20 protein-coding genes and 1 other RNA gene are annotated in these 25756 nt (G+C 47.9%); 16 read left to right on the top strand and 5 right to left on the bottom strand.

Going from position 1 to position 25756, the window contains the following annotated elements:
- Nucleotides 1-32: 32 nt before the first annotated feature.
- From rnr to ACUN27_RS36475, 10 genes are all read left to right on the top strand, one after another.
- Nucleotides 33-3011, top strand: coding sequence for a ribonuclease R (rnr, locus tag ACUN27_RS36520; RefSeq protein WP_326063045.1), 2979 nt, complete (start codon nucleotides 33-35; stop codon nucleotides 3009-3011).
- A gap of 94 nt (nucleotides 3012-3105) precedes the next feature.
- Nucleotides 3106-3588, top strand: a complete 483-nt coding sequence (gene smpB / locus ACUN27_RS36515; RefSeq protein ID WP_167053092.1) for an SsrA-binding protein SmpB — start codon at nucleotides 3106-3108, stop codon at nucleotides 3586-3588.
- Between the two features lie 174 nt (nucleotides 3589-3762).
- Nucleotides 3763-4127, top strand: a transfer-messenger RNA (tmRNA) gene (gene ssrA / locus ACUN27_RS36510).
- A gap of 403 nt (nucleotides 4128-4530) precedes the next feature.
- On the top strand, nucleotides 4531-5886 hold the full coding sequence (locus ACUN27_RS36505; RefSeq protein WP_315955091.1) for a DUF4910 domain-containing protein: 1356 nt from the start codon (nucleotides 4531-4533) through the stop codon (nucleotides 5884-5886).
- Entirely contained in the window at nucleotides 5883-7505 is a 1623-nt protein-coding gene (locus ACUN27_RS36500; RefSeq protein WP_315955090.1) for an amino acid adenylation domain-containing protein, read from the top strand. The genes ACUN27_RS36505 and ACUN27_RS36500 overlap by 4 nt, the downstream gene beginning before the upstream one ends.
- Nucleotides 7502-7756: a phosphopantetheine-binding protein gene (locus ACUN27_RS36495; RefSeq protein ID WP_315955089.1), complete on the top strand. Its 255-nt coding sequence runs from the start codon at nucleotides 7502-7504 to the stop codon at nucleotides 7754-7756. Before ACUN27_RS36500 ends, ACUN27_RS36495 begins: the two co-directional genes overlap by 4 nt.
- A 2-nt stretch (nucleotides 7757-7758) precedes the next feature.
- Nucleotides 7759-8250: a GNAT family N-acetyltransferase gene (locus tag ACUN27_RS36490; RefSeq protein ID WP_315955088.1), complete on the top strand. Its 492-nt coding sequence runs from the start codon at nucleotides 7759-7761 to the stop codon at nucleotides 8248-8250.
- On the top strand, nucleotides 8247-9029 hold the full coding sequence (locus ACUN27_RS36485; protein WP_315955087.1) for an AAC(3) family N-acetyltransferase: 783 nt from the start codon (nucleotides 8247-8249) through the stop codon (nucleotides 9027-9029). The genes ACUN27_RS36490 and ACUN27_RS36485 overlap by 4 nt, the downstream gene beginning before the upstream one ends.
- Before the next feature lie 665 nt (nucleotides 9030-9694).
- Nucleotides 9695-10678, top strand: a complete 984-nt coding sequence (locus ACUN27_RS36480) for a hypothetical protein (protein WP_315955086.1) — start codon at nucleotides 9695-9697, stop codon at nucleotides 10676-10678.
- Nucleotides 10679-10749: 71 nt separating this feature from the next.
- Nucleotides 10750-11283: a DUF3231 family protein gene (locus ACUN27_RS36475; RefSeq protein ID WP_315955085.1), complete on the top strand. Its 534-nt coding sequence runs from the start codon at nucleotides 10750-10752 to the stop codon at nucleotides 11281-11283.
- Between the two features lie 31 nt (nucleotides 11284-11314).
- On the opposite strand, the gene ACUN27_RS36470 is transcribed toward ACUN27_RS36475, so the two are convergent.
- The 3 genes from ACUN27_RS36470 to ACUN27_RS36460 form a co-directional block, all read right to left on the bottom strand.
- Nucleotides 11315-12187: a DNA-primase RepB domain-containing protein gene (locus ACUN27_RS36470; RefSeq protein WP_445560558.1), complete on the bottom strand. Its 873-nt coding sequence runs from the start codon at nucleotides 12185-12187 to the stop codon at nucleotides 11315-11317.
- Between the two features lie 171 nt (nucleotides 12188-12358).
- Complete coding sequence (locus ACUN27_RS36465; RefSeq protein WP_315955125.1) at nucleotides 12359-12757, bottom strand: CHRD domain-containing protein; 399 nt, start codon at nucleotides 12755-12757, stop codon at nucleotides 12359-12361.
- Nucleotides 12758-13149: 392 nt separating this feature from the next.
- Nucleotides 13150-14418, bottom strand: coding sequence for an MDR family MFS transporter (locus tag ACUN27_RS36460; RefSeq protein ID WP_445560557.1), 1269 nt, complete (start codon nucleotides 14416-14418; stop codon nucleotides 13150-13152).
- 232 nt (nucleotides 14419-14650) lie between these two features.
- On the opposite strand from ACUN27_RS36460, the gene ACUN27_RS36455 reads away from it, so the two are divergent.
- From ACUN27_RS36455 to ACUN27_RS36435, 5 genes are all read left to right on the top strand, one after another.
- Nucleotides 14651-15142: a CcdC protein domain-containing protein gene (locus ACUN27_RS36455; protein ID WP_315955082.1), complete on the top strand. Its 492-nt coding sequence runs from the start codon at nucleotides 14651-14653 to the stop codon at nucleotides 15140-15142.
- A 178-nt stretch (nucleotides 15143-15320) separates the two neighbouring features.
- The gene (locus tag ACUN27_RS36450) at nucleotides 15321-17957 is read left to right on the top strand and encodes a response regulator (RefSeq protein WP_445560556.1); all 2637 of its coding nucleotides are present in this window, start codon (nucleotides 15321-15323) and stop codon (nucleotides 17955-17957) included.
- Nucleotides 17958-18056: 99 nt separating this feature from the next.
- Nucleotides 18057-19031: an ornithine cyclodeaminase family protein gene (locus ACUN27_RS36445; protein WP_445560555.1), complete on the top strand. Its 975-nt coding sequence runs from the start codon at nucleotides 18057-18059 to the stop codon at nucleotides 19029-19031.
- A 12-nt stretch (nucleotides 19032-19043) separates the two neighbouring features.
- Nucleotides 19044-20210 (top strand): dipeptidase, encoded by a 1167-nt coding sequence (locus tag ACUN27_RS36440; RefSeq protein WP_326063180.1) that lies wholly within the window; start codon nucleotides 19044-19046, stop codon nucleotides 20208-20210.
- A gap of 12 nt (nucleotides 20211-20222) precedes the next feature.
- Nucleotides 20223-22406 carry a CocE/NonD family hydrolase gene (locus ACUN27_RS36435; RefSeq protein WP_445560554.1) on the top strand — a complete coding sequence of 728 codons (2184 nt, stop codon included), beginning with the start codon at nucleotides 20223-20225 and terminating at the stop codon, nucleotides 22404-22406.
- Nucleotides 22407-22466: 60 nt separating this feature from the next.
- On the opposite strand, the gene ACUN27_RS36430 is transcribed toward ACUN27_RS36435, so the two are convergent.
- On the bottom strand, nucleotides 22467-23276 hold the full coding sequence (locus ACUN27_RS36430) for an MBL fold metallo-hydrolase (RefSeq protein WP_315955077.1): 810 nt from the start codon (nucleotides 23274-23276) through the stop codon (nucleotides 22467-22469).
- A 203-nt stretch (nucleotides 23277-23479) separates the two neighbouring features.
- Between ACUN27_RS36430 and ACUN27_RS36425 the strand changes: the two genes are divergently transcribed.
- Nucleotides 23480-24778: an NCS2 family permease gene (locus ACUN27_RS36425; RefSeq protein ID WP_315955076.1), complete on the top strand. Its 1299-nt coding sequence runs from the start codon at nucleotides 23480-23482 to the stop codon at nucleotides 24776-24778.
- A gap of 45 nt (nucleotides 24779-24823) precedes the next feature.
- Here ACUN27_RS36425 and ACUN27_RS36420 read toward each other — a convergent pair whose 3' ends face one another.
- The gene (locus tag ACUN27_RS36420; protein ID WP_445560553.1) at nucleotides 24824-25627 is read right to left on the bottom strand and encodes a hypothetical protein; all 804 of its coding nucleotides are present in this window, start codon (nucleotides 25625-25627) and stop codon (nucleotides 24824-24826) included.
- Nucleotides 25628-25756: the final 129 nt, after the last annotated feature.

Below are 25756 nucleotides of genomic sequence, written 5' to 3'. Positions count from 1 at the left end.
GCTCAACAACAACAAGAAGGTGAAGAGTGTATATGATAACAGATCAAGATATTATTAGTTTGATGCGAGATGAGGCTTATAAGCCCATGTCCTATAAAGAGCTCGAAAAGCATTTCAGGATTGCAGGAGCGGAAGAATTTAAGGATTTCATTAAATTATTAAATCGTTTAGAGGAAAGCGGCCACGTGGTTCGAGGCGGGAATGACCGTTATGGCGTGCCGGAGCGCATGAACTTGGTAAGAGGAAGACTGCAAGCCCATGCGAAAGGTTTCGCGTTCTTGATTCCCGAAGACCGGGAGCACCCGGATGTGTATATTAATGCGCATGATTTGAATACGGCTATGAACGGTGACATTGTTTTCGTGAAAGTAACGTCCAGAAGCCAAGGCGGAGGCCGCTTGGAAGGCGAAGTTGTGCGGGTGATTACGCGCGCCAATACGCAGATTGTGGGCGTTTTTCAGGGACAGGATACGTATGCGTTCGTTATTGCTGACGATAAGCGGATGACGAGAGATATTTTCATACCTCAGCACGCTTTTAATGGCGCAGTCACGGGGCAGAAGGTCGTAGTAAAGATTGTGAACTATCCAGAAGGTCGCTCTGCGGCTGAAGGGGAAGTTATTGAGATTCTTGGCCATAAGGACGATCCAGGCGTTGATATTCTGGCGATTGTGCGCAAGTTCCAGCTGCCGGAGGCTTTCAAAGAGGAAGTGCTGGAAGAAGCGGACGCTGCACCGGATTCGATTACGGAAGATGAGATTGTTAGCCAGGGGCGCCGCGATCTTCGCGCTAAGCGGATTGTCACTATTGATGGTGAAGATGCCAAGGATTTGGACGATGCGGTTAATGTGGAGCTTTTGGAGAATGGTCATTATAAATTAGGCGTTCATATCGCCGATGTAAGTTATTATGTTCGGGAAGGCACTGCGCTGGATATCGAAGCTTATAACCGCGGATGTTCCGTCTATTTGACGGATCGTGTGATTCCGATGCTGCCGCATCGGTTGTCGAATGGCATTTGTTCGCTTAACCCCAAAGTAGACCGCTTAACGATGTCTTGTGAAATGGAGTTCGATGAGAATCTAAAAGTTGTTAATCATGAGATTTTTACGAGTGTAATTAAGACTAGCGAGCGAATGACCTATACGAATGTGCGTAAGCTTTTGACAGGTGAGGCAGAGCCTGAGCTTGTGGAGCGTTATGCGTATTTGATGGAAGATTTTAAGCGGATGGAAGAGCTGGCAGCTAGACTGCGTTCCAGACGGATGAAGCGCGGAGCAATTGATTTTGACTTTGAAGAGTCTAAAATTCTCGTAGATGCGGACGGTAAACCAACCGATATCGTGAAGAGAGAGCGCTCTGTCGCGGAAATGATGATTGAGGAGTTCATGCTGGCTGCGAATGAAACGGTTGCTGAGCATTTTTCGTGGATGAAAGTACCTTTCTTATACCGTGTCCATGAAGATCCTGATGCTGAGAAGTTGATGAATTTCATGGAGTTCGTGACGAACTTCGGGTATACGGTCAAAGGGAAGGGCAATTCCGTACATCCACGTGCGCTGCAAAGCTTACTGGAAGACATTAAGGGGACGCCAGAGGAGACTGTGCTTAGCAAAATTATGCTTCGCTCGATGAAGCAGGCTCGTTATGATGCGCAGAGTTTGGGGCATTTTGGCTTGGCGGCGGAATTTTATTCCCACTTTACCTCTCCGATTCGTCGTTATCCCGATCTAATCATTCATAGGGTCATTCGCGAAGTGTTGCAAAACGGTACTTTGTCCGATGCTCGTCATGAATATTTGGCTTCCCGCATGAGCGATATTGCGCAGCAATCATCCGAACGTGAGCGTGTGGCTGTAGATGCAGAGCGTGAAACAGAGGCACTGAAGAAAGCTCAGTATATGCTGGATAAAGTTGGCGAAGAATTCGAGGGCATTATTTCTAGTGTAACTGGCTTCGGGATGTTCGTGGAATTGGACAATACCGTTGAGGGCTTGATCCGTTTGAGCGATTTGACCGATGATTATTATAACTTCCATGAGAGACAATTTGCTCTCGTTGGAGAGCGCACGTCCAAGATCTACCGGATTGGCGATGAAATTAAAGTCCGTGTGGCTCGCGTAAATATGGAAGAGCATACGATTGATTTTGAATTGCTGGATATGAAGCCTCGCAAAGAGGGTAGTTATAGCCGTGGCGGTGGAGGCGGCAAGCCGTTCAAAGGAGCGGCAGGTTTCAAGGGCTTCCGTGGCGGCAAAGGCAAGCCGGAGAAGGGCAAGGGCGGCTATACCAAAGGTAAAGGCGGCTTTTCGAAGTCTCAGGGTGAGAGTGCGGGGCGGAGACGCGGAGAAGGTAGTGTTGTTGGTGCAACTGATGGGGGGGCACGTGCGGGCCGTGATGGTGGGGCTGCTGGGCGTGCGAGAGCGGGACAAGAACGCATAGAAGGCGCGGCAAGACGTGTGAAAGAAGGTCAAGAGGGAACCAATGGAGCAGGGCGCTTAAGGGCTGGGCAGGAGCGCGGTGAAGGTCGCGGTCGTGTGGAAGGGCAAGAGGGAAGAGTACCTCGTGATGGAGCTGAGGGACGTGCGAGGGCAGGTCAAGAGCGTGGTGACGGCGTTGGTCGCGCGAAAGCAGGTCAAGAGCGTGATGGCGCCGGGCAGGGGAAATCGCGCCGAGGAAAAGGCGGTAGCACGCCGTGGAGCGAAAACCGCGGCAAAGCCGGCGGTGGTCGCGGGAAGGCGCGCGGTCCTAAGCTGAGCGAAGGCGGCAGCTTGAGCTCAAGGCTGGAATCTGTCGGCGCAGGCCGGACAGATAGCGGTGCTGGACGCGGCGAGAGCAAGCGCGGCCGCGGGGGCATTGCGCTTGGAAGCGAAGCCCAAGCGGGCGGTGGTTCCGCTGCTGAGCGCAGCAGCGGCGGCAGTGATTGGGCGAGCGGCGTGAACGCGCTTGCCAAGGGTGGTCGTCGCCGGAGTGACGGCGACGGCGGCGGTAGCAAGAAGCGGCGGAGATAACGCCGCTTCTTGCATTTCGGGCTTGATCTTGCTACAATAGGATGCACATTGTAGCAGTATTTACCTGCAGGAAATTGCGGGAGGAGGATCTCACGTGGCAACGAAGAAGGCAGATGGCAAGGTGCTTGCCCAGAATAAGAAGGCTTCACACGATTACTTTATTGAAGAAACGTACGAAGCGGGTCTTGTCTTGACCGGCACGGAGATCAAATCCTTACGGGCAGGTAAAGCGAACATTGGCGATAGCTTTTCGACGATTCGTAATGGGGAAGCTTTTGTCCATAACATGCACATTAGTCCTTTTGAGCAAGGTAACCGAAGTAATCCTGAGGATCCGACACGGACGCGGAAGCTGCTTTTGAAAAAGGTGCAGATCGCCAAGATGTTAGGCCAGGCAAAGCAAGAAGGTTACACACTTGTGCCATTGAAAGTGTATATCCGTAATGGATATGCTAAGCTTTTAGTCGGTATTGGTAAAGGTAAGAAGCAGTACGACAAGCGTGAATCCGCGGCCAAAAAAGATGCACAACGCGATATTCAGCGTGCGCTGCGCGAGAAGCAAAAGATTGCTAGGTAACGTGGCAAAGGTATTGGTAAGCAGCACCTTAGCTTCCACAAACCTGAGCGTTCATTTTTGAACAGCTTGTGTTATACTAGGTCTACAGCAAATGATTCAGTATTAAAGAGCAATTTCGCTCAAACAGCTCGTCTTTTACCTTCTCCGCTCTATTGGCGGAAATGAAGGCAATCCGGGGGTGTTCTTGGATTCGACGGGGATAGTTCGAGCGCGGGTTGCGGGTAGTGGGGACGCGTCCGCTTTAACAACGCTAAAGCCTATTAAATGGCAAACAAAACAACAACTTAGCTTTCGCAGCTTAATAACCTGTGAGCTAGCTCCTCCCTCGCATCGCCCATGTGCTAGGATAGGGGCCCAACCTTAGTGGGATACGACGTTTGGTCTCCGCCTGGGGTCGAACGTAGGAAGACAATCAGGCTGACCCAACGCAGAGCGGGTTACGGCGCGCTGCTCGGGTGACATCAAAACTGTGACTACACCCGTAGAAGCCTGTGTGGCGATATTTTCGGACAGGGGTTCGACTCCCCTCACCTCCATACAAAAGAAAGAAGCACCCGTGAGGGTGCTTTTTTCTTTTGTATTAGGAGGTCGGGGGAGAAACCCTGGAGGGTTCGCCCGGACGGACTGGAGCGTGACGGAGGGAGCACGGCTTTAAGATTGTAAACTTGCAAACGATTTCAAAGTTTACAATTTAGAAAGATAATGTTCGTCAAGATAGTTTTCCCACTATTGAGTGTAAAATTTTATACAAAATTGTACTATTCTGTGCTATTATAACACATGGACTAATTGGGATTCTTTTCTATAATCCAATTTATTGATTTTGTGTACGAAATCCCTGTTGTGTCTCTCAGCACTTTGGATATTTTCGGGCAAGTGTTGTATTGACTTTACAGTGTATGATTACAGTGGGGAATTAAAGTTGTAGGGAGTCGTAGAATTATGTATGAGCATTTCGAATGGTTTTTAAATAAAGAACGGGTGGATGAAGCAGGGCAAGAGATGTATGACCTTATGGCTCGGCTGTATCCCATCACCCGTAGTATCACGGGAAACGGCGTAAGAGAGACGTTAAAGATCATTCAAGAATATATACCGCTTAATATTCATGAAGTGCCGACTGGAACACAGGTTTTTGATTGGGAGGTTCCAAATGAATGGAATGTTGAAGATGCCTATATAAAGGACTCAAGAGGGGTAAGAGTTGTAGATTTCCAAAAATCCAACCTGCATGTCCTTAACTATAGTGTCCCTATACATGCAAAGATGACACTTGATGAATTAAAAAATCATTTATTTACATTACCGGATTACCCGGAGTGGACTCCCTATCTGACGAGCTACTATCGAAAAGATTGGGGTTTTTGCCTACCTCATAATTTGTTACAATCACTACCGGATGATCTATACGAAGTGAAAATCGAATCTACGCTCAAACCGGGGTTTGTTACTTGGGGAGAGCTTTACTTGCCTGGTGAAACCGAAGAGGAAATCTTACTCTCTTGCTACGTGTGTCATCCTTCTATGTGCAATGACAGCCTGAGCGGAGTTGTACTGTTAACTTTGATTGGTCAACTTTTGACTCATTTGAAGCGAAGACATTCATTTCGTCTCCTGTTCATTCCAGAAACAATCGGCGCGATAACGTGGTTGCATGAAAACCAAGACAAGGTCGGGAGAATCAAGTGTGGACTAGTGGCCACATGTCTCGGTGACCCAGGTCAATCAACGTATAAGCGAACCAAACATGGAAATCACTATCTCGATAAAGTGGTTGAAAAAGTGCTTGAGGACTCTGGCGAGCCTTTCCAGATTATAGACTTCTTTCCGATGGGAAGCGACGAACGACAATTTTCTTCCCCAGGATTTAATCTGCCTGTCGGATCGCTTATGCGCACGCCATATGGCCGGTTTCCACAGTATCATAGCTCCGCTGATAATCTTGATTTTGTCGGATCGTCGTACTTGGCAAACACGTATCAAAAGTATCTTCAGGTGTTGCATGTTTTGGAATCAGACGATCGTTATCTGAATCTCAACCCTAAATGTGAACCTCAACTTGGTAAACGAGGTCTTTACAGCTCGGTCGGAGGACAAAAAAACGCACAGGATATCCAATTCGCCATGTTATGGGTTTTGAACTTTTCTGACGGACAGAATTCTTTACTTGATATCGCACGCCGATCTGGAATGCCATATGAGTTAATAGTGCGTGCAGCTAAGGATTTACAAGGAAGTGAATTACTCGTTTCGGTTATGCAAACGGATGAAAGGTTATACGCGAGGAGGACACGATGAATCAGAAGCAAACACATAAAGGACCTGATAATGGATTGGGATCCGTTTTTTGGCGCTCTGTTGAGCAATTTCATGACAGGCCTGCCTTAGTTGTTCACGATGAAGTATACTCATATAAGGAACTTGGTGACAAGGCGATTCAACTGGCCCAATTGATTCAAACGGCAGAAATAGGGGAGCAACAGGAAGTGGTGGCTGTGTTTGCGAGCCGCAGCCTAACCTCTTATACGGGGGTTTTAGGTACATTGACCTCAGGGCGAGGGTACGTGCCGCTTAACCCTAAATTTCCACTAGAACGAACTCTTTATATGTTGCAAGCTTCAGGGGCCTCAACTATTATAGTTGGAATTGAGGCGCTTGGACTGTTGGCTAAGCTGTTACCTCTAGTGAATCGTCGTCTGAACGTCATTTTACCAATGGAAGACAACGAAATGGGAAATATTATTGCAGCCCGAAACCAGAAGCATCGATTTTTCTGTACTATGGATTTGGTAGAAAGGAACGAATGGTGGAGACCGTATCCAAGCAATTTGGAGAAGACTGCCTATCTGTTGTTCACTTCGGGCAGTACAGGGAATCCGAAAGGCGTACCTGTCAGTCACCGCAATGTCACTTCCTATTTGCAGCATGTTATTACAAGCTATTCTTTTAATGAACTAGACCGTTTCTCCCAAATGTTTGACATGACCTTCGACCTCAGTGTTCATGACATGTTCATTTGTTGGGGGAGCGGGGCATGTCTGTACCCGGTCCCAGAACAGGCTGTGATGTCACCCGCAAAGTTCATCAAAGATCATGAACTCACAGTCTGGTTTTCCGTACCATCAGTCCCGATGTTTATGCAAAAATTAAGATTACTAAAGCCCAATGCCTTTCCATCGCTTCGTTACAGTTTTTTTTGCGGAGAAGCTCTACCTCAAGGTATCGCCGAGGCTTGGCAGGAGGCGGCGAACAACTCTGTTGTCGAAAATCTGTACGGTCCCACAGAGGCAACTATTGCGATTTCGCAGTATCGTTGGGATGCGGATCGGTCACCTGGTGAATGTAAGCGAGGCCTTGTACCGATCGGGCAAGTTTTCCCTACGCAGGAGTGGCGGATCATCAGTGAGGATTTTCGAGAATTGTCAGTGGGTGAGGTTGGTGAATTGTGTGTATCTGGAACTCAAATTACTAGAGGTTACCTAAACGATGACGCAAAGACAAAGCATTCGTATATAATTTTCCCAGACCACCCCCGAAAAATCTGGTATCGAACTGGCGACCTTGTCATGTGTAATGAGTCTAACAACCTTTATTACCTAGGTCGCATAGATAACCAGCTTCAGATTATGGGGTACCGCGTGGAAATTCAGGAGATCGAACATGTTTTGCTGGGGACAGGTGCCGCTTTTGCCGTTGTGGTTCCTTTACTGCAGCAGCATGGAAAAGCAGAAGGGGTCTGCGCCTTCTTGCCAAAGGAATTGGAAGCAAACCATCTAGAGATCCTGAACCACTGCCAAGCCAAATTGCCAGACTATATGATACCGAGAAAGTTGATTTTCGTGGAAGACGTGCCATTAAATTCAAACGGTAAAATCGATCGCAAGCAGTTAATGGAACAATTGGAGGTATTACGTTGACATTACAATACAAAGATGTAGAAAACTATTTATATAATACGTTACAAGAAAAATTAAAACTTTTTGGGGTTAGCCGCGAGGAATTTATCGATTCATTTCAATTACTTCCTGGTCTTATCGACTCACTAGGTTTTTTAGAGTTGGTCGCTCAAGTGGAGCAAGATCTCAAAGTGGAAATGGATTTTGAACTTGCAGATCCAGAGCAATACACAACGCTGGCAGGGTTTATCCATTGCATCAAGGGGCTTTAATCGTGGAGAACATACGATACCTAGAACTTAAAGAGGCGGGTACGCTCTTGGAACAAATGGAGACTTTGTTTGTGCTTATGTACGACTACATGGGCGATAAGGGTTTGCTCCAACCTCTTGTACCCGGCGGTGAAAAAATGTGGTCGAAATCGCTTTTACCTACATTGGGGAAGTTTGGCGTGGTTTGGTTAGCCCTTAATGGGGAGGAAGTGATCGGTTTTATCCAAGGTATGATCAAACTGCTACCCAATTATTTAGGCGGAGGCAAAGTCGGCATTATTTCGCATGTATACGTGAAACCGGAAATGCGCCAATACGGAATAGGAAGCGAGTTGGCGAAAAAGCTCGAGGAATGGTTTGTCACGAAAAATATTGATTCGATCGAGCTGCAGGTCTTGTATCACAACGAAAAAGCCCGTAATTTCTGGGAAAATACGGGCTACGAATACGAGGTATATCAAATGCGTAAATTTTTGGTAGGAGTAAGTGAATGAAAAAGTTCTCAAATGAAGACTTTCGACAGGTACTTGAAGCGGTTAATATATATCCAGGGGATATGGTGTTTGTCCATAGCTCTCTGTTTCAACTTGGTAGGCTTGAAAGTTGCGAGACTGAGGCAATGCCAGTAGAGTTGGTACGCCTGATGCTTGACTATTTGGGCAACGAGGGTACGCTTGCCGTTCCTACTTTTAGCTTTGGATTTGCAAAAGGCATACCATTTGATCGCCAGATTACTTCGTCCGAAGGGATGGGTATCTTTTCTGAGAGTGTACGTAAACTACCTGCAAGCCTGCGAAGTTACCACCCCTTGCAGTCGATTGCGGCAGTAGGACGGCTTGCAGAGGCAATTACATCCCCCGATACAGGTTCCGCATTTGATATTGATGGGTCATTTGACGTGATGATCGGTCTTGGAGCAAAATTGCTTTTACTAGGAGCACCGATCCAGGCGGCTTCTCTCATCCATTACGCAGAGGAGCGGGTAGAAGTTCCCTATCGTTATTGGAAGATGTTCACAGGAATCTATGTAGATAATGGAGAGGAAAAGGAACGTACCTATAAGTTTTTTGCGCGCGATCTGGAACTGGATCCACGATTAAATTTATATCCGATTGAAACATGGTTGACAGAACGGAACCAATTTCATAAAGTACCGTTAGGTAATGGGTATGTGGCGCAATGTGCCTTCTCAGATTTTATAGAGGTGGTCATGCAGCACTTGAATGACGATCCTTATTGCTTAGTGAAATCAATAAAAAAAGATCCCGGTTAGCGAATCTGCATGGATTTGACTTCATTGCGGCATTAGCAAGTTAGATAATGGACATTTCAATACCCTCTCATGTCCAACTTTCTTTCGTTTTATCTCAATTTCCTAAGTTGTCATTAAATGTTAGATAACTTAAAGGAAGCCCCTTTAATAACTGAAGAAGATTAAGATAATATGGATCTAATGAGGCAGTGTCTTCGTGGGCGCAAAGCAGCGTTACGGACAATGTGGAGGCTAGTATTATTTTTGGGAAGAAACGGGGCTGTACTTGAGCCAAAAGGTAACATCAGTCGAGCCGAGGTTGCAACTATTATTGCAAAAATCGGGTTCTGATTTAAATGGAAGCACCGTGCCTGCAGAAGTCTGTTTTCTGCTCGGAGGATGGCTACTGTTACATTGATGAAAAAAGTGGGCAGGAGCACGAGGTCCGAGCTGAAGATTGAAGTGAAGTATGGCTTACCCTTCATAGAGGTAACGATTGAAGATACATACAAATTACAAGACACCCCGAAAGAAAATGAAAGGAGCTTGTCACTGAAATTCAGTGGCGGGCTCCTTTTTGGTGTTACATGTTGTATTCATTGCCATCAGTCCACATATTCCAATTCCGTCCGTTCATACTAATAAGCGACTGCGGTTGCTTGGGAACGTTGAATGAGAAAGGAATGATGAGCACAATGACGACAACTGGTTTAACGTTCGGGATTTATCCGCTAAGTGTAGCTGGCACACCGACCGGTTTGGCTATTGGACCAAAGGATGATTACGGTAGCATTCAGCTTGCACTCAATGAACTCCGAGGTTCGAAGCAATTGTTTCCGAGGAACTACCTCGTTTATACCGGACCTGAATCAGAGCCAGCGTTATTCTCCTTTGCGGACCGTCTTCTTCAATTCGGACTGTTAGGTGATCTGACGGCGGGATGTATGCAAGAGACTGACATCGATATGGACAGATGGCTCGATTTTATTCGCAAAATCATTAGGAAGTATGGTGCCCATCTGGCCTCTCTTCAAATTACGAACGAACCGAATTTGTCGTTTATGGAAGGTTCTAAACCTTACACCTTGCAAGCACTTGTGGAAGGGGTAAAGGCAGCTAAACAAGAAGTGCGAGACCAAGGCCTTCAGGTACAGATTGGGTTCGGTTCCGTGCCAGAGGGGCCAATGGCAGTTCCTCATTTCTGGGAAGGTCTCGCTGAGCTTGGAGGGAGGCCGTTCTTGGACGCTCTTGATTTTGTGGGGCATAACTTCTATGTCGATGTCTTTGAAGAACCGCTTCATTTGGATGAAATAGCGGATTCTGTAGAACGCACTTTGCGAAATTTAAGGGAAAGCAGTTTGATCAAGGCCGGAATTCCCGCGACGATACCTATTCGCGTTACGGAAAGTGGCTGGCCAACGGGGCAGAATCCTTTTACACAAAACGAAAGAACGTACGAGCAACAAGCGAGTGTCCTTGAAAGAGTAATCCGAACCGTCTACCGTCTTCATCCTGAGCTCCATATTACGCATTATGAGTTGTTTGGACTTCGGGATGCCGACAGTTCTAACGTGAACATCTTCTATCAATTTGGTATTCTGCGTGACGACTATTCAGAGAAACCCGCTTATGCAACTTTCAAGCGTTTGATCCTGGAGCTTGGAAGCTAGAGAGGCTTCCATTATCGCCCTTATAAAATAGATGCCAATGGGTACGCTATTAACCAAAAGGAGCTGGGAATATGAATATCATGGAGGTACTCGGCGATGCGATAAAGCCGTTTCTGGATGGCGAAAAGCCTCCTTTAAATGTCGGAGAAGTCATGAATCTGTGGTTTTATTTCACAGCAACCGATCAAACGATGCGTGGTGAACAGGTCTCTTTTAATATTACGGAGGATCCTGAATTGAAAGAAAAGCTGCAAGAGGTCATTAATGATGTGCATCGGCCGATACTCGACGAGATAACTGCATTCTTGAAAAATGAAGGAATCCCGATGCCAGAGGCGTCGCCGGATAAGCCCGTTGGCGATTTTCGACATATTCCTGTGGGGTCGAAGTTGTCAGACGAGGAGATAGCAAGTCTGCTCAGCTTTAATTTAGTATTGGGAATCAATTATGGCTGCCGGGGATTGACAGAAGCCGTACGGCCGGATGTGGCCGCACTGTTTGCCAAGTTTCAGATGAAAAAGATCATCTTTTCGCTAACGCTTAAGGATCTATTGATGCGAAAAGGGTGGTTGAAGGCACCGCCGTATTATAGACCGGAAGCATGAGCACCTGTGCAGGGTGCTTTTTTGCATTAGATTATGGTCTTAACATTAGTGTCTGAATAAGTTCCTCTTGCGTGAAAGGCTGCTTCCTTCCTGAATGAATGACCCTGACAAGGTAAGGCTTATCCGGATTTTTCAAATGGTAAAAGCCTGGAATTCGCATGACCCTCGACAGATTGGTAATCATCGGATCTGAACCAAATTTGCTGGCTAGCGCCTTTTGAATAGGAACGAACTTTGATATGGATCCGTTTTGAATGACCCAATAGATGTGATAGCCGTTTTTTGTTTCGATGATCATGGCATTTTTGATCTGTTGCCAGTGTTTTTTGAGGAAGTTTTTTTTCAATTGAGCAACTTGCTCTTCAGCGCGTTGAGCCCTAAGCAGGTATTGACCTTGTTTCCCTTTTTTAATGGTAATGGATTGGATGCGCTCTAAAGGGTCCGATTTGAGTTGTTTGATTCGCGCTTTCAATTGTTCTTTGGTTTGGAACTGTTCGGATATTTTATTGAGATCGACATCGATAAACTGTGCTCGGATTTCTTTGATTTCGCGGTTCTTTTCATCTCTGCGGTTAATTTCCATGAATACTGCGTAGCCTTTCGCATTTTGGCTGAGTAAATGGATGGATTTATTGTTTTTGGAGATCAACTTCATGTGAGGGACTTGTTTTTCCAAAAGTAAGAGGGGTTTATGCAGCAGGACGGCTTGTTTGTCGTTGGATGAATTCAAAGAGTGTGCAGAATGAGCGGAGTTGGTCTGATTTGGCTTCGAACGCTCAGCATCATGTACTAAGATAAAATGAAGTTTTTCGTCTCCTTTGCGGCAAAGTTTATGAATGAATTGATGCATATGGCTGGAACTTCGCTGAACTAGAGTGGAGTATTGCGTGGGTTTATTTTTCATCTGGCCACATCCCTTTGTCTAGGTTTCCGTCACCTAAGTGATTGGTATTCTAAACATTCATATTCTAAAAGGATAAACCCAGTGTAAACTTTTGAACCTATTTTCAAGGGGAGTAGGGACGTTCGCGCATAGAAAGAAAGACACCCGCAGAGGGTGTCTTTTCACATAGCTTTAAGGCTGTTTGACTTGGCCGCGAATTTCACCTTCCGGGCTACGGTTGGTATGCACGTTGATGTAGGCATTACCACTTTCGAATTCAGCGATTAAGTCTTTAAGCGTTTTTCCTTGCAGTGGACCGACTAAGTCCTGATTCGTTAGAATGCCGCGAATGACGCCTCGTCTGACAGAAATACCGAATTGGTTGGGGCCAAACAGGAAAACTGCAATGGGACCGCCTAGCCCTGGCCGCGCAAGATGAATATGGGCTTGGGTGGCGCGGGAAACATTTCGCATGATCAAAGCGAATCTTAACTGGGTTCCACTGCTGTTCAGCTCGAATATGGCATCTCCGGATGATAAAGTTTGTACGGGAGGCACTTCGTTTTTACCGTTTAAAAAGGCTTTGTATATGGTAGGAATAGGTCTTCACTCTCCTTATCTAGTAATACTTCTATGTATTCATAGATTGAGAGATTTGCTTGTTGATAGGCCTAAATGACAAGAATTTCATCGTGCGATGGGGCGATAAGGGGGGCTAGGGGAACTATAGTCCGTTATTTTGGCGGGATATGGAGTTTTGGCTAAGCCGAGGGAACTGTGTTCCTCTATTTCGCTGTTTTTGCCTGAAAAGGACGGCTCCACGCACAAATAAGGCCCAGTAGTTCCGCTAGAGAGGAAATTACTCGATTTCCTTCAAATAGCGGCCTCCAGTTCCGTTAAATAAAATCTTAGAGGACTCACCGCCATGGTTTATGAATGGATTGGGAAGTTGGCTGAATGGTGAGTAGGATAATCAAATATCATTAAGCAGCGGTCTGACGGTCATACAAGTTGAACATGATGTTGTACAGGACTGCGGAAATCACAGCTATGCCCGCAAGCAAAATGAACGTCCATGTGAACCCAATCCACGACGAGATCGGGATGGACAGCGGCGCTAGGGTGCGCCCAAGCGTATACCGCAAGCTACCTGCGGCAAAATATTGGCCGCGCATATGCTCAGGAGCCAACCGGGAGACGAAAGCTTGCTGAGGGCCAGCGGACATCAGCTCAGCTAGTGTGAACACGGCAATCGCGAGGGTGAAGCCCCAGAAGGTGGACATGTGGCCGAACATCACAATGCCAAGTGCATAGAAAAGCGCGCCGCCGATGAATACATAGCGGTCACGGTAAGCGAGCATCCATTTGGTCACAAGGACGGTAAAGAGGGCTACGAACAAGCCGTTCTCGGATACAATCAGGCCGAACAACTGCTTGCCGGATAATTGCAAACTCCAGTCGCCGTAGGAGAAGATCGTCGATAACTTCACGGTTTCCTCCATAAAAACAGGGAACAGTAAATCCAACTGCATGAAGGTCTGAGACAGCAGCACACCGGCTAGGATGAACAGCAAGAAAACGCGGTCAGCTGCAATGATCTTATAGTCGCGCAGCTGCGCGGCAAGGAACCGGTACCAAGGTTCACCGGTTGTGGAGCGGTTGCGCGCGGCAAGCTTCTCCGGCAGCGTTTCGTGCAAGGTGCGGCTCATCGTCAAAGAGAGGAGAAGACAGAACACCGAAGCAGCGATAAGCACAATATACGGATTATCATCGTAGGTGATAGACCCGAGCAGCGGCCCGACAACGACAGACACGTTCGCGGCTGTATAGAAGATGGCAAAGACGCTGGAGCGATGCTCCTCTTTCACAACGTCCGCGACCATCGCTTGGCTGGCAGGCCAATAGATGGAGCCGGACATGCTGGCGAAGCTGAACCCGATGAAGCCAAGAACGGGCATCGCGAGCAGAGGCGAAGCGGCAAGAGCGAAGACGCCGTAACCGACGCCTTGTCCGCATGCCGCGAGGACCATCATCCGTTTGCGTCCGAAACGGTCAGCGCAGTAACCGCCTATTAAGTTGGCGAAAACGGACAACGTTTGTGACAAAATCAGGAGGACGCCCGTCCAGCCTTTGCCGAAGGAATTCGCAAAATAGATCGATAAAAACGGAAAAAAAGTCCAAAAAATAACGTTAAAAGCAGTCTCTCCGCCAAGGCGGATTTTTAAATTAATATCCCAATCTCTCATTCTCATCTGGCTGTTACCTCTAGTTGATAGTGTTTACTTACATACTACCATTCTTGCTTAATAAACAAAACGAAGGAAGGACATGCGGATAATCGGATTATCGCAGCGGAAAGGATGGTTTGATCCGGGATCACGCATCAGCCTGAAGACCGAGAAGGAATATGACCTGCGTCTGAATGAATTCGGTGAAATATCGTGTATACTTATATAAAAAGCGGCAACAGGAGGAACTTTTATCATGAATGCTGGAACATTGGTCGGGTATGGTATTGGCGCACTGGTTATCATACTGGTAATATGGCTCAGAACCCGCGGCAAAACACGTCCGATCAAAAATAAAGGTCTGGGAATATTAATCCCCGTCATCATACTGCCTATTCTATTTGGTTTTTCCATCTACTCGTTGACGAAAATTCCTGATCATCCCTTTCATTTACCTGTGATCTGGGAGATGTTGTGCGCGATGCTGCTGGGCGTCGGGCTGGGCAGTATTATGTTGTACCATACGGGTTACGAGAAGCGGGAAGACGGGTATGTGTACGCGAAGCCAAACAAGAATTTCAAGTATGTCATCATTGCCGTGCTCGTCATTCGTATCGCGCTTTCGCAGTATTTCAAAGGGCTGGATTATACGGAATTTACCGTTCTTACGATGTTAATGGCGTACTTATACATTTCAGTTTGGCGAATTGGCAGTTTCATGAAGTACCGCAAAGCCAGTGTGAACTAAATTACGACTGAAGAGTACCTAGGCTGCTTGCAGCTTGGGGCTTTTTTTATTATGGCGAAAAGGTCAGGCTCTCACGATATATCAGTAGAAGATCCGAACTGAATGTTGTAATATATAATAGACAAGAAATGACAATTTTTTCACGCAGCGAGTAGGTAAAATGGGGGTGAGGTGTCACATGAAATTTCTGTTCTATTTTGCACAATGCAGTGCATTAATCGTGACTTTTGTTTTTCTATTAAGATGGCTGTACCCCTATTATGTAAAATGCTCCAAAAGAGCGCAGTCGATCATTTTCGGAATCGCTTTCGGGATCTTCGGTCTGCTTATTATGCAGATGCCGTTACAAGTCGCACACGGGTTGCATATGGATGTCCGCTTTGTAAGCGTTATATTTTCGGCTGTTTTTGGCGGTCCTCTATCTGCAATCGTTACAACTCTGATGGTTGGCGCTTATCGCACCATGCTTGGCGGAGATTTGCTTTTTCCATTAGGCTCACTTGTGACTACGACGTTGATCAGTATAATTGTCCATCGATGGTCTGTGAAACGTAGAAAGCTTATGGAGAAATACGGCTGGCTGCTAGGGTTGGTTATCAGTTTGCAGACAGTAGGCTGGGCACTGCTTGCCCCTCAGGAAACGATGAACTATTTTTTGACAGAGTTTGCAGTTAGCTATGTGATTTTTCATACGGTAGCCATCCCACTTTACTACTCATTGATTGCTTATGAAATTAGAAGTTTCGAAACGGAGATCAAGCTGCGCGAGAGCGAGAGTCGGTATCGGACGCTGGTGCAAAACTCGCCTGACCTCGTCTACTGCTGCGACCTGGATGGGAGGATTACTCAGGCGAATAACAAGATGTCGCATTTCTTAAAAACGAACGAACGTGATTTGCTCGGGAAAAATATGCTGGACATGATGTCATCGGAGAAGGTTCGCGAGCAGTGGAAGCAAGCGCTTAACGAAGTGTTAAGCACCAAGGAATCCAAGTCCTTCGAAGCGGAAAGCCTTCTGCCATGCGGTGAAAATAAATGTATGCATTACACGGTTTCGCCGATTTTTAATCGGAACAAGGAGATCGTGGAAGTGACAGGAACCGGTCATGATATTACCGAACTAAGGCGGCAAGAGAAGGCACTTCACCAATACAAAGGCCACCTCGAGGAACTAGTGGAGGCTCGTACGTCAGAGTTGGCGGAAGCCAAGGAAATGGCCGAGTCCGCGAATCGCGCGAAAGGCGAGTTTCTGGCTAATATGAGCCATGAAATCCGCACGCCGCTCAATGCGGTGATTGGTCTAAGTTATTTGCTCCAGCAAACAGAGCTTTCAGAGCAGCAGCAAGTTTATGTGGATAAAACGATTATTTCCGCCAAAAATTTAATCGCACTCATCAATGACGTTCTGGATTTCTCCAAAATCGAGGCCAAGAAGCTGGTCATCGAGCAGGTCGATTTTGATCTGTATGATGTACTCAACCAGATTTCAAATCTCATAGGAATGAAAGCGTATGACAAAGGGTTAAAGCTGCATTTCTCCATTCATCATGAAGTTCCGCAAATGCTTGTCGGCGACCCGTTCCGTTTGAATCAAATTTTGATTAACCTGTCGAATAATGCTGTGAAGTTCACGGATCAGGGCGAAATTACTTTTGAGATCTGCCTTTTGGCCAAAAGTGAAAGGGGCGTCACTCTCGGATTTACGGTTCGTGACACCGGAATCGGCATTACGGAAGAACAGCAGGAGCAGTTGTTCCACCATTTTACACAGGCAGATATGTCGACAACCCGGAAGTACGGAGGGACAGGGCTTGGTCTTGTGATCAGTAAAAATCTTGTCGAGCTGATGGGGGGAGCGATAGGTGTAGAGAGTCAAGCCGGGCAGGGCAGTTCATTCTCCTTTACCGCGGATTTTGGATATAGTACGGGATCGCGGCTTACAACGATGAATCAAGACTCACAATTGAAATTGCTTCGGGTGCTGCTCGTTTGTGATGAGGGGGATATGCAGCTCGTACTCAAAAACCAGCTTGAACAGTTCCAGTTTATTGTCAATACAGCAGAGTCCGAGAGTGGGGCAATTGAACAAATTTACCGCAATGGCCGATATGATTTGGTCATCGTAGATTGGAAGCTGAGGGAATCTGTTGCCGTTCCGCTTGCTGAACGTATTCAGCTCGAATTCTCCTCGCCGATGCAGGTCATTGTGATGGTTACCGCGTATCATGAGCCGGAGTTGCAAACGCGCATCCGTTCGCAAGCCATAGATAAGGTGTTGTATTACCCGATCAGCCAGTCCCAATTGTATAACGAGCTTATCAGTTTGTTTCAGCAGCATTTTGTGGCCAAGCAGGTCACAGGGCCTGATCCGGAGAAGTCGGAGCGTTTCAAGGCACTGCAGCATGCGAACATTTTGCTCGTGGAGGATAATGAAATCAATCAGTTGGTTGCAACGGAAATGCTGAAGGAAGTCGGCGTAGTAGTTGATGTGGCTGAAAATGGTCTGGAAGCTGTCTCCCGTGCGAAGGTGAGGCGGTATGACGCCATTTTGATGGATTTGCAAATGCCCGTGATGGGCGGCTACGAGGCGACCAAACATATTCGCCAATTGGAGCATGCCAAGGATATTCCGATTATTGCGATGACGGCCGATGCGATGAAAGGCGTGAAGGAGGAAGTGCTCGAAGCGGGTATGAGCGGCTATATTACAAAACCGTTCGATCCCATTCAGTTGTTCGGTTTGCTGCAGCGACTGATTCAAACTTCGAGAGTGAAGGGATATAAACAGATCGCGGCATCGTCTGACGACAGGTAGGCCGGATGTGAAATAAAACGTACTGCGCTGCAAGCCATGGGGAGTGCGTTTTGCTATAATGTAAGGGCAAGTACTAACGAAGCGGGTGATCATTCAGATATGCTAGTCATCAATCAACGCGAGGTTCTGGAATTGCTGTCCATGTCAGCTTGCATGGAAATCATGCAGGCTGTATTGGCAGATTTGACGAATGGAGAAGCCGTTCAATCGCTAAGAAGCGTTGTTCCTTTACAGGGGAATCATGTTATGGGACTCATGCCGGCTTACTTGAAGCGGGAAGAGCGAGTGGGGGCCAAAGTGATTACCGTGCTGCCGGATAATCATGCGAAAGGGATGCCTTCGCATCAAGGGTTTGTTTCTTTGTTTAATTCAACCAATGGTCAATTGGAGGCCGTTGTGGATGGTACCAAAATCACCGCAATCCGCACAGCGGCCGTCAGTGCGGTGGCGACTCGGCTGCTGGCGAGACCGGATGCCAGCACGCTGGCGATGATCGGGACGGGCGAGCAAGCCAGAACCCACATCGAGGCGATGATGCTGGTTCGCCCGATCGAGAGGATTACGGTATGGGGGCCGAACCCGGACCATGCCCGGAAGTTGAAGGAAGAGACGGAAGCGCGGTACAAACTTCCGGTGGAAGCTATTTCCTCCGCGGCGCAGGCCGTACGGGACGCGGATATTATTTGCACGGTGACGACGTCGACGACACCTGTTTTGCACGGAGCGTGGATCAAGGAAGGCGCTCACGTCAATGCTGTCGGTGCTTGCCGGGCGAAGGACCGTGAACTGGATTCCGAACTCGTGCGTCAAGCGGAGTTGTTCGTCGATCGCCGGGAGTCCGCCGTGAACGAAGCGGGGGATTACTTGATTCCCCTGCACGAAGGGGCGATCGGGGAGGGGCACATTTTAGGCGAAATCGGAGAGCTATTGGTCGGGCTTAAGCCAGGTAGGAGTTCGAGTACGGCAATCACACTTTTCAAATCATTGGGGCTAGCTTGTGAAGACCTGGCAGCTGCTCATTATATTGTTCAAGAAGCGGTTCGTAGGAATAAAGGCACACAAATTGCATTTTAGGAGCGATTGTAGATGAAGACGAATCTCACGGAAGGATTGTATCCTTTTCACTTAACCCCAGAGCAGGAGGACCGTGCGAGCCGGCTTCACGAAAGCAGTATCATTATTGATCTGCTGTTCCAAGGTCCATTGTCGCCCCAAGCGATCCCTGCGCAGATCTCCGAAAACATCCGTGAAGCCTGCGAGCCTTACCGGGATGAACCAATGGTGTACAGCGGCATGCCGAGCAAAATCATTCACGATATGGCAGCGCGCGGGGAACTCCCAGCATTCAAGGAGGAGTGGTATCGTTCCGGCATTACCGCGGGTAACCGCCAACTGGACATATCCGATATAGAGGGTCTTGTGACCAGCATGGGCGAAATACAGCGTCAATTCGATACGAATGATTGGTTGGTCAAAGTGCTTAACGCCGAAGATATTCGCACCGCCAAAAGCACCAATAAGAAAGCGGGCATCGTAACCGCGCAGGAAACGGATGGCTTAGGCAAAAATCTCGCCTTGCTTGACGCGCTCTATCATTTCGGTTTGCGTGTTTTGCAGCTTACGTACAACAATCAGAATTACATTGCTTCCGGTTGTGCGGAGCAAGCCAATGGCGGTGTCAGCAATTTCGGTGCGCGCTTCATTCGCAGAATGAATGAGCTGGGCATCATCGTTGATACCAGTCATTGCGGCAAGCAAACGACGCTGGATGCATGTCGGCTCTCGACGGCGCCGGTTATCGCTTCCCATACTGGCGTAGAGGCTCTCTTTGGCCATATGCGCTGCAAAAGCGATGAAGAGCTCCAGGCGATTGCTGGAACCGGCGGCGTCATCGGTGTTTTTGCAATGCCGTGGTTTATCTATCAGGACCCGAATGAAACGACAATCGAACATGTGCTGGATCATATCGATTATGTGGTTCGGCTGGTCGGCGTTGACTATGTGGGTATTGGTACGGATTGGCCTATGAGCGATGTGGAGTGGTCTTTGGTGTATTTTAAAGAGCACATTGCACCGAGAATTGGCTTTGCCAAAGGAGACGGACCGTCTACCGAAACGGTGAAGGGACTGGAAAAGTACAGTTATTTTATCAATTTTACCCGTGGCTTGGTTGCAAGAGGGTATAGCGATGAAGACGTTCAGAAGATTATGGGCGGCAACTGGCTGCGTGTTTTCGAACAAGTCTGGGGATAGGAGTTAACGGGGATGAGCACATATTTTCAGTCAACGACGTTTAATTTGTATTGTGCCGGTGTGTATGAGGGGAAAATCCGGTTTGCCGAAAATGCGATTATGCATGCCAAAGTGGATGCTCGCAGGAGAACACAAATGCAGGAAAATGTCCTTCCGGAGAAGACACCGTACATATTGCCTTTTTCCAAAATCAAGACGTCTTTGGCGCATTATGACCAAGCCGTTTGGCAGGGAGACGAGGTTACGCTTGGCAATGGCGACCTTTATGCACGGCATGTGCGTTATACAGCTAGGGTGGCTGGCCGAGCGGGAGAACCGGGACAAACGGGACAAACTGGACAAACGGAAAGATCAGGACAATCGGGACAAGAGGTGACATCTCAAGTTTGGGCGATGCGGAAGGATACGGCGCTCGACATCGTGACCGTAGATGGACGCATTATCGCGTTCGTGGCGCCGAACCGGTACGGCATGGAAGTGCTAGTGGCGGAAGGGTACGAAGCGTTGACCCCGCTTGTGGTGTACGAAGATCCGCTCCTCTCGAAGCCGGAATTCGGCGTGAACGATCTGGGCACCTTTCTCGTTCCGCTGCGGGACGGCGTACGTTTGGCAACGGATGTGTATCTGCCTGAGGGTGCTCAATCCGCGCAGGGGCTGCCAACCATACTGATTCGCACCTGCTATGATCGCAACTTGCGCAAAGAATTTTTCAAGCGTTGGGCGAACAAGGGGTATGCCGTCGTCAATCAGGATGTCAGAGGGCGCGCAGATTCCGAGGGAGAGCTGGTTCCATTCTTTTATGAGCGGGACGACAGTGCTGATACGATCGACTGGATCGTGTCGCAGGAATGGTCAAACGGCAGCGTCGGCATGTGGGGTGCCTCCTATCTCGGATATGTTGTAACAGCAGCATCTACGAGTGGACATCCGAATTTAAAGGCGGTCGTTAATGAAGTGAACGTAGGTTCACCATTTGTGGATACGGTACGTAAAGGCGGAACCGTATGTTCCTGGCCTTTGCTCTGCTGGACGCTTGCGCAGTCCGTTGGTACAAGGACGGATTTTGATATTTTTGCGGGTAAAACCGTTGATCCGGAGAAAGCCGTAGACGCCAGACCGATCAGAGAGGTTCCTCAGCAGATGATTGGCAGAGCTTCTGGCCCTTGGGATCTGTGGAGTGAGCATCCGGAATATGATGATTTCTGGAGAAATTGCACCTTTACGGAGCGTGGCGATCAGGTTAAGGTGCCGATGTTTGTCATTTCCGGTTGGTACGACGGGGACAGCGCAGGCGTCTCGGAGACATGGAGGATGCTGACCAAGCATGATGTCCCCAACCGGAAAATATGGCTCGGACCATGGGAGCACGGCCCTAACCGAGCAAGAGATCTGCTCGGTACCAGCTTCAGCAACGATGCGGTTGTTTACGATTATGACGTAAATGTGCTGCGCTGGTTCGACAGGTTCCTGAAAGAGCTGCCCAATGGCATTGATCAAGAGCCAAGGGCGAAGTATTACGTTGTTGGAAGCAACGAGTGGCGAACGTCCGAGGACTGGACGCCTGCGGAGGCGCAAATCAAGAGCTTTTATCTGGGGAGTAAAGGGCGGGCCAACTCCAGCCATGGAGACGGTGTGCTGATCGAGGCTCCTACTCTGCAAGGTCCTGCGGATACGTATGTGTATAACCCCGAGGATCCTGTTGCCGACAGTGGCGAAAGAGAGCCGGAGAACATGCGCAAGCATGAGCTGCGCAGTGATATTCTTGTGTATACGAGCGCTGTGCTGGAGCGGGATTTAACCGTAGCGGGCGAGCTGTCTTGTGAATTGTATGCGGCGAGCACCGGTGTTGATACGGACTGGGTCGTTACTTTGAGCGATGTGGATGCGCTCGGCAATTCGATAAAGCTGTCCAATTACATCGTGCGGGCGAAGTACCGTAGTGGATTGGATAATCCAGAGCTGCTTACGCCTGGTAAAGTGGAAAAATACGCGATATTCATGCAAAATATTGCCCACACGTTCCGCGAAGGCCACCAATTGCGGTTTACGGTGACATCGTCGAGCAAGTTTATCGCGTTTCCTAACACGAATACCGGCATCAACCCTTATGAGGATCCAAAGCCAGTGATCGTGCAGCAAACGATTTACCACTCGGAGGAATATCCGAGTCATGTGAAGCTTCCGATTATTTTGTAATCGGGAGAGAATAGCGGGGAAGAGAAGACACCTGATGAGGTGTCTTTTCGTTTACTCCAGCTAGAGCTCCACAATCAAACCGTCATAAGCAACCTCAATCCCATGAGGCTGAAAAATGTCAACCAAATCCTCATGCAGCAGCCCCGCATTATGAGAAAAGTGTGTCACGTAGATTTGTGCTCCCGGCTTCAATACACCGACTTCATCCATCCATGTTTTCGTTTCGAGTACGGCATCCACGTTCATATGGTTGTTTCTGTGCCCCACTCGGCCTGTGGTGCATTCCAGGATAACCAAATCGAACTGCTTATCCTTCAGCCAAGCCCACGTTTCATCCGGGAACCACCCGCTGTCGTTGCCATACAAGACTGTTTTTCCATTCTTTTCGATGGAATAGAGCAAGCAAGTTTCGAGAGGATCATGATCCGCCAGCAGCGGAACGATCGTGGCCGTTTGCGTCTCTACAGGCTGGAACGGAATCACCCGGTGGAAATGATAGTTGTGCTTCAGTCCATTCAACGCTTGAAAGATGAGGCGGAATGGAAGGTCATGTCCGTAAACATGCATGGTTTCTTCGCCTGATTGGGCGTAGCCTTTTGCACGAATAGCCATATCCTCAGCATATAGATGGTCTGAGTGTGAATGGGTGATGAGCAGATCCTTTACGCTGTTCATATCGATCCCGTACTGTAGTGAGTGCATCAAGGTATCAGGTGGAAAATCGACCTTCAAGTCGTCGTCAAACATGACGGAAGTGCGGGAACGAATATTTTTACCTCCGCGTTCGCGGGCTTGTTTGCAGGTGAGACATTGGCAGAAGAGCGAGGGGATACCCTCATATGCTGCTGTTCCCAAAAAATGAACCTTCATGGATGAATCCTCCTTAGCGCATAGACATTGTTGTTTCATGATCATTTAATGTTGTTTATTGTGTGAATGTTGTTGTATTCTTGTTGTTTAGTGCCAATTGTATCCCCGCATGGCAGCGCTGTCAATGGAGAAAATTGATTACTACGATTCCAAACAAAGGGAAGAATAAAAAAACAAATCCCGTTGGTTGGAGGTCATCAGCAATGAATTCGTTATTTAAATTGAAAGAACGGGGCACAACGGTGCCGACGGAACTCATGGCAGGGGTCACGACGTTTTTGACGATGGTTTATATTGTGATTGTGAATCCGGGGATTCTAAGCAAGGCGGGGATGGATTTCCACGGGGTGTTCATTGCAACGGTGTTGGCAAGCATTGTGGCGACGCTGATTATGGGAATTTTTGCGAATTACCCGATTGTGCTTGCGCCAGGAATGGGGTTGAATGCGTATTTTGCTTTTAGCGTTGTAGGCGGAAGCGGTGTCAGTTGGCAGACTGCGCTTGGTGCTGTTTTTGTCGCTGGAGCCTTGTTCATTGTGTTATCGTTAACTTCTTTCCGATATATGCTGCTGGACGCGATTCCCACAAGCTTGAAGCATGCCATCACTGCGGGGATCGGCTTGTTTATCACATTTATCGGCCTGCAAAATGCCAAGGTTATCGTAGCTTCTCCCTCAACGCTGCTAACATTAGGTGATCTTAGAGAACATATGACCTCGTTGACGATCATTGGCCTTATCGTTTCGCTGATCCTGATGGCTTATCAGGTGCGTGGCTTTTTGTTCTTCGGCATGTTGATTACCGCTGTATTGGCCTGGATTATGGGACTTTTGACGATGCCGGGATCATTCGTTGCAGCGCCGACGGGGCTTTCTGCGACGGCTTTTCAACTAGATATCAAGGGTGTTTTTTCGGGAGGGATGTACGCTGTCATTTTTACATTTTTATTGATTACCTTATTTGATACAACGGGAACGATGCTTGGGGTTGCCGAGCAAGCGGGGCTTCTCAAGGACAATAAATTTCCGCGCTCAAGAGGCGCACTGCTGGCCGATGCGATAGGAACTTCGACAGGGGCATTGCTTGGAACGAGTCCCACCTCCGCGTATATTGAGTCCAGTTCCGGCGTTGCTGTAGGCGGGAGAACCGGGCTGACGGCGATCACGGTGTGCGTATTGCTGGCCTTAACCTTGTTTTTCTCGCCAATCATTGCCGTGCTTGCCAGCATTCCGGCCATTACTGCGCCTGCGTTAATTATCGTCGGTTTCCTGATGATGAATGTGCTCCGTAAAATAGAGTGGCAAGACTTGGAGGAAGCCTTTCCGGCTTTTCTTATCGTGGTGTTGATGCCCTTGACGTATAGTATTGCAACTGGAATTGGCATCGGATTTATCGTATATCCGGTATTAAAGCTGCTCCGCGGAAAACGAAGCGATGTGCATCCGATTTTTTATCTATTTGCGGTGCTGTTCTTTATTCAGATTGTGTTTTTCAGTCATTGAGCAAGAATTTTGCCTATTAATTAAATGAATGTAACAGAAGGCACCTTAACCGGTGTCTTTTTTTATAGTGGCTAGCTTATCGCGGACGGAGGTCTCCAGCTTATAGATTCGCTGTTTCTCGTCATTGACTTGACGCTGGAGGGAAACCATGGAGCTCATGGTGCTTTGGACCCCGATCGCATCCCCTTTCTTGGCGCTTTTCTTAAAAGCGCTCCATAGCGGAGACAAGCTTTTGCGAGAAGATTGGACAGCGCTCATTTTAGCTTTAATCTGCACGTTAGTTGGATTGATGTCCTCGAGACGGTCACGTATGTCCTTCGTTGCTTTGGAGGCTTTATCTTTGGCTGCCCGGTGGGCTTTCTCCTTCGATTGAATGTCTGCGCGCGCTAGCTGGGCGGGAATTTTCAAAGCCGTGGCCTGAAGACGGAGCATGGTGTTCAAGCTTTTGTTTTTGAGCGGCCGCACATCTTCGATTTGTTTATTAATTGCGGTGTAACGGGATAATAATGGTTTGTAGCGTTCTCTCGTTCGCAGTACATCCTCTTCCAGCTTGGCTAGTTGAGCAGCGTCGATTGCTTTAGCCTGTTTGCTTAGCGCTGCCAGTGTCTCTTTATTTTGATTGTGCTGCACCGTAATTGAATGATCCCATTCTTGTTCTTGCTTCTGAAGGGTGACCAGTTCATCCTGTAAAGCGTGAATACGATTGGTTTGAGCTTGGGTGGAAGCGGCTAGCGTTTTATCCAAAAGTCCTGTCGTGAAGCTGAACGGAGCTGCTGCAGACGCCTCTCCCGGAAGGGCTGAGACTAGAACAAAAGCGGCGAGAAGCAAAGTGAATAGGTTCAGATACAAGCCTCCTTAAGTTTCGAGGAAAGACAAAAAAAGCACCTGCAAGAAAAGGCCAAAGCCTTATCCTACGGGTGCTTCCCGACGTAAGTTTTCACTCGAAATATGATAAATGTACTATATCAAGCGACCGCG

The organism is Paenibacillus sp. WC2504 (genome assembly GCF_052682475.1).
The sequence above is the reverse complement of the archived record's forward strand: the minus strand, read 5'-3'. Positions and strand labels throughout refer to the sequence as shown.

What these genes read in the sequence shown, in the direction of transcription:
- rnr (WP_326063045.1), top strand. Translation starts at nt 33, where the DNA reads ATGATAACAGATCAAGATATTATTAGTTTGATGCGAGATGAGGCTTAT.
- ACUN27_RS36505 (WP_315955091.1), top strand. Translation starts at nt 4,531, where the DNA reads ATGTATGAGCATTTCGAATGGTTTTTAAATAAAGAACGGGTGGATGAA.
- ACUN27_RS36500 (WP_315955090.1), top strand. Translation starts at nt 5,883, where the DNA reads ATGAATCAGAAGCAAACACATAAAGGACCTGATAATGGATTGGGATCC.
- ACUN27_RS36485 (WP_315955087.1), top strand. Translation starts at nt 8,247, where the DNA reads ATGAAAAAGTTCTCAAATGAAGACTTTCGACAGGTACTTGAAGCGGTT.
- ACUN27_RS36480 (WP_315955086.1), top strand. Translation starts at nt 9,695, where the DNA reads ATGAGCACAATGACGACAACTGGTTTAACGTTCGGGATTTATCCGCTA.
- ACUN27_RS36475 (WP_315955085.1), top strand. Translation starts at nt 10,750, where the DNA reads ATGAATATCATGGAGGTACTCGGCGATGCGATAAAGCCGTTTCTGGAT.
- ACUN27_RS36470 (WP_445560558.1), bottom strand. Translation starts at nt 12,187, where the DNA reads ATGAAAAATAAACCCACGCAATACTCCACTCTAGTTCAGCGAAGTTCC.
- ACUN27_RS36460 (WP_445560557.1), bottom strand. Translation starts at nt 14,418, where the DNA reads ATGAGAATGAGAGATTGGGATATTAATTTAAAAATCCGCCTTGGCGGA.
- ACUN27_RS36455 (WP_315955082.1), top strand. Translation starts at nt 14,651, where the DNA reads ATGAATGCTGGAACATTGGTCGGGTATGGTATTGGCGCACTGGTTATC.
- ACUN27_RS36450 (WP_445560556.1), top strand. Translation starts at nt 15,321, where the DNA reads ATGAAATTTCTGTTCTATTTTGCACAATGCAGTGCATTAATCGTGACT.
- ACUN27_RS36445 (WP_445560555.1), top strand. Translation starts at nt 18,057, where the DNA reads ATGCTAGTCATCAATCAACGCGAGGTTCTGGAATTGCTGTCCATGTCA.
- ACUN27_RS36440 (WP_326063180.1), top strand. Translation starts at nt 19,044, where the DNA reads ATGAAGACGAATCTCACGGAAGGATTGTATCCTTTTCACTTAACCCCA.
- ACUN27_RS36435 (WP_445560554.1), top strand. Translation starts at nt 20,223, where the DNA reads ATGAGCACATATTTTCAGTCAACGACGTTTAATTTGTATTGTGCCGGT.
- ACUN27_RS36430 (WP_315955077.1), bottom strand. Translation starts at nt 23,276, where the DNA reads ATGAAGGTTCATTTTTTGGGAACAGCAGCATATGAGGGTATCCCCTCG.
- ACUN27_RS36425 (WP_315955076.1), top strand. Translation starts at nt 23,480, where the DNA reads ATGAATTCGTTATTTAAATTGAAAGAACGGGGCACAACGGTGCCGACG.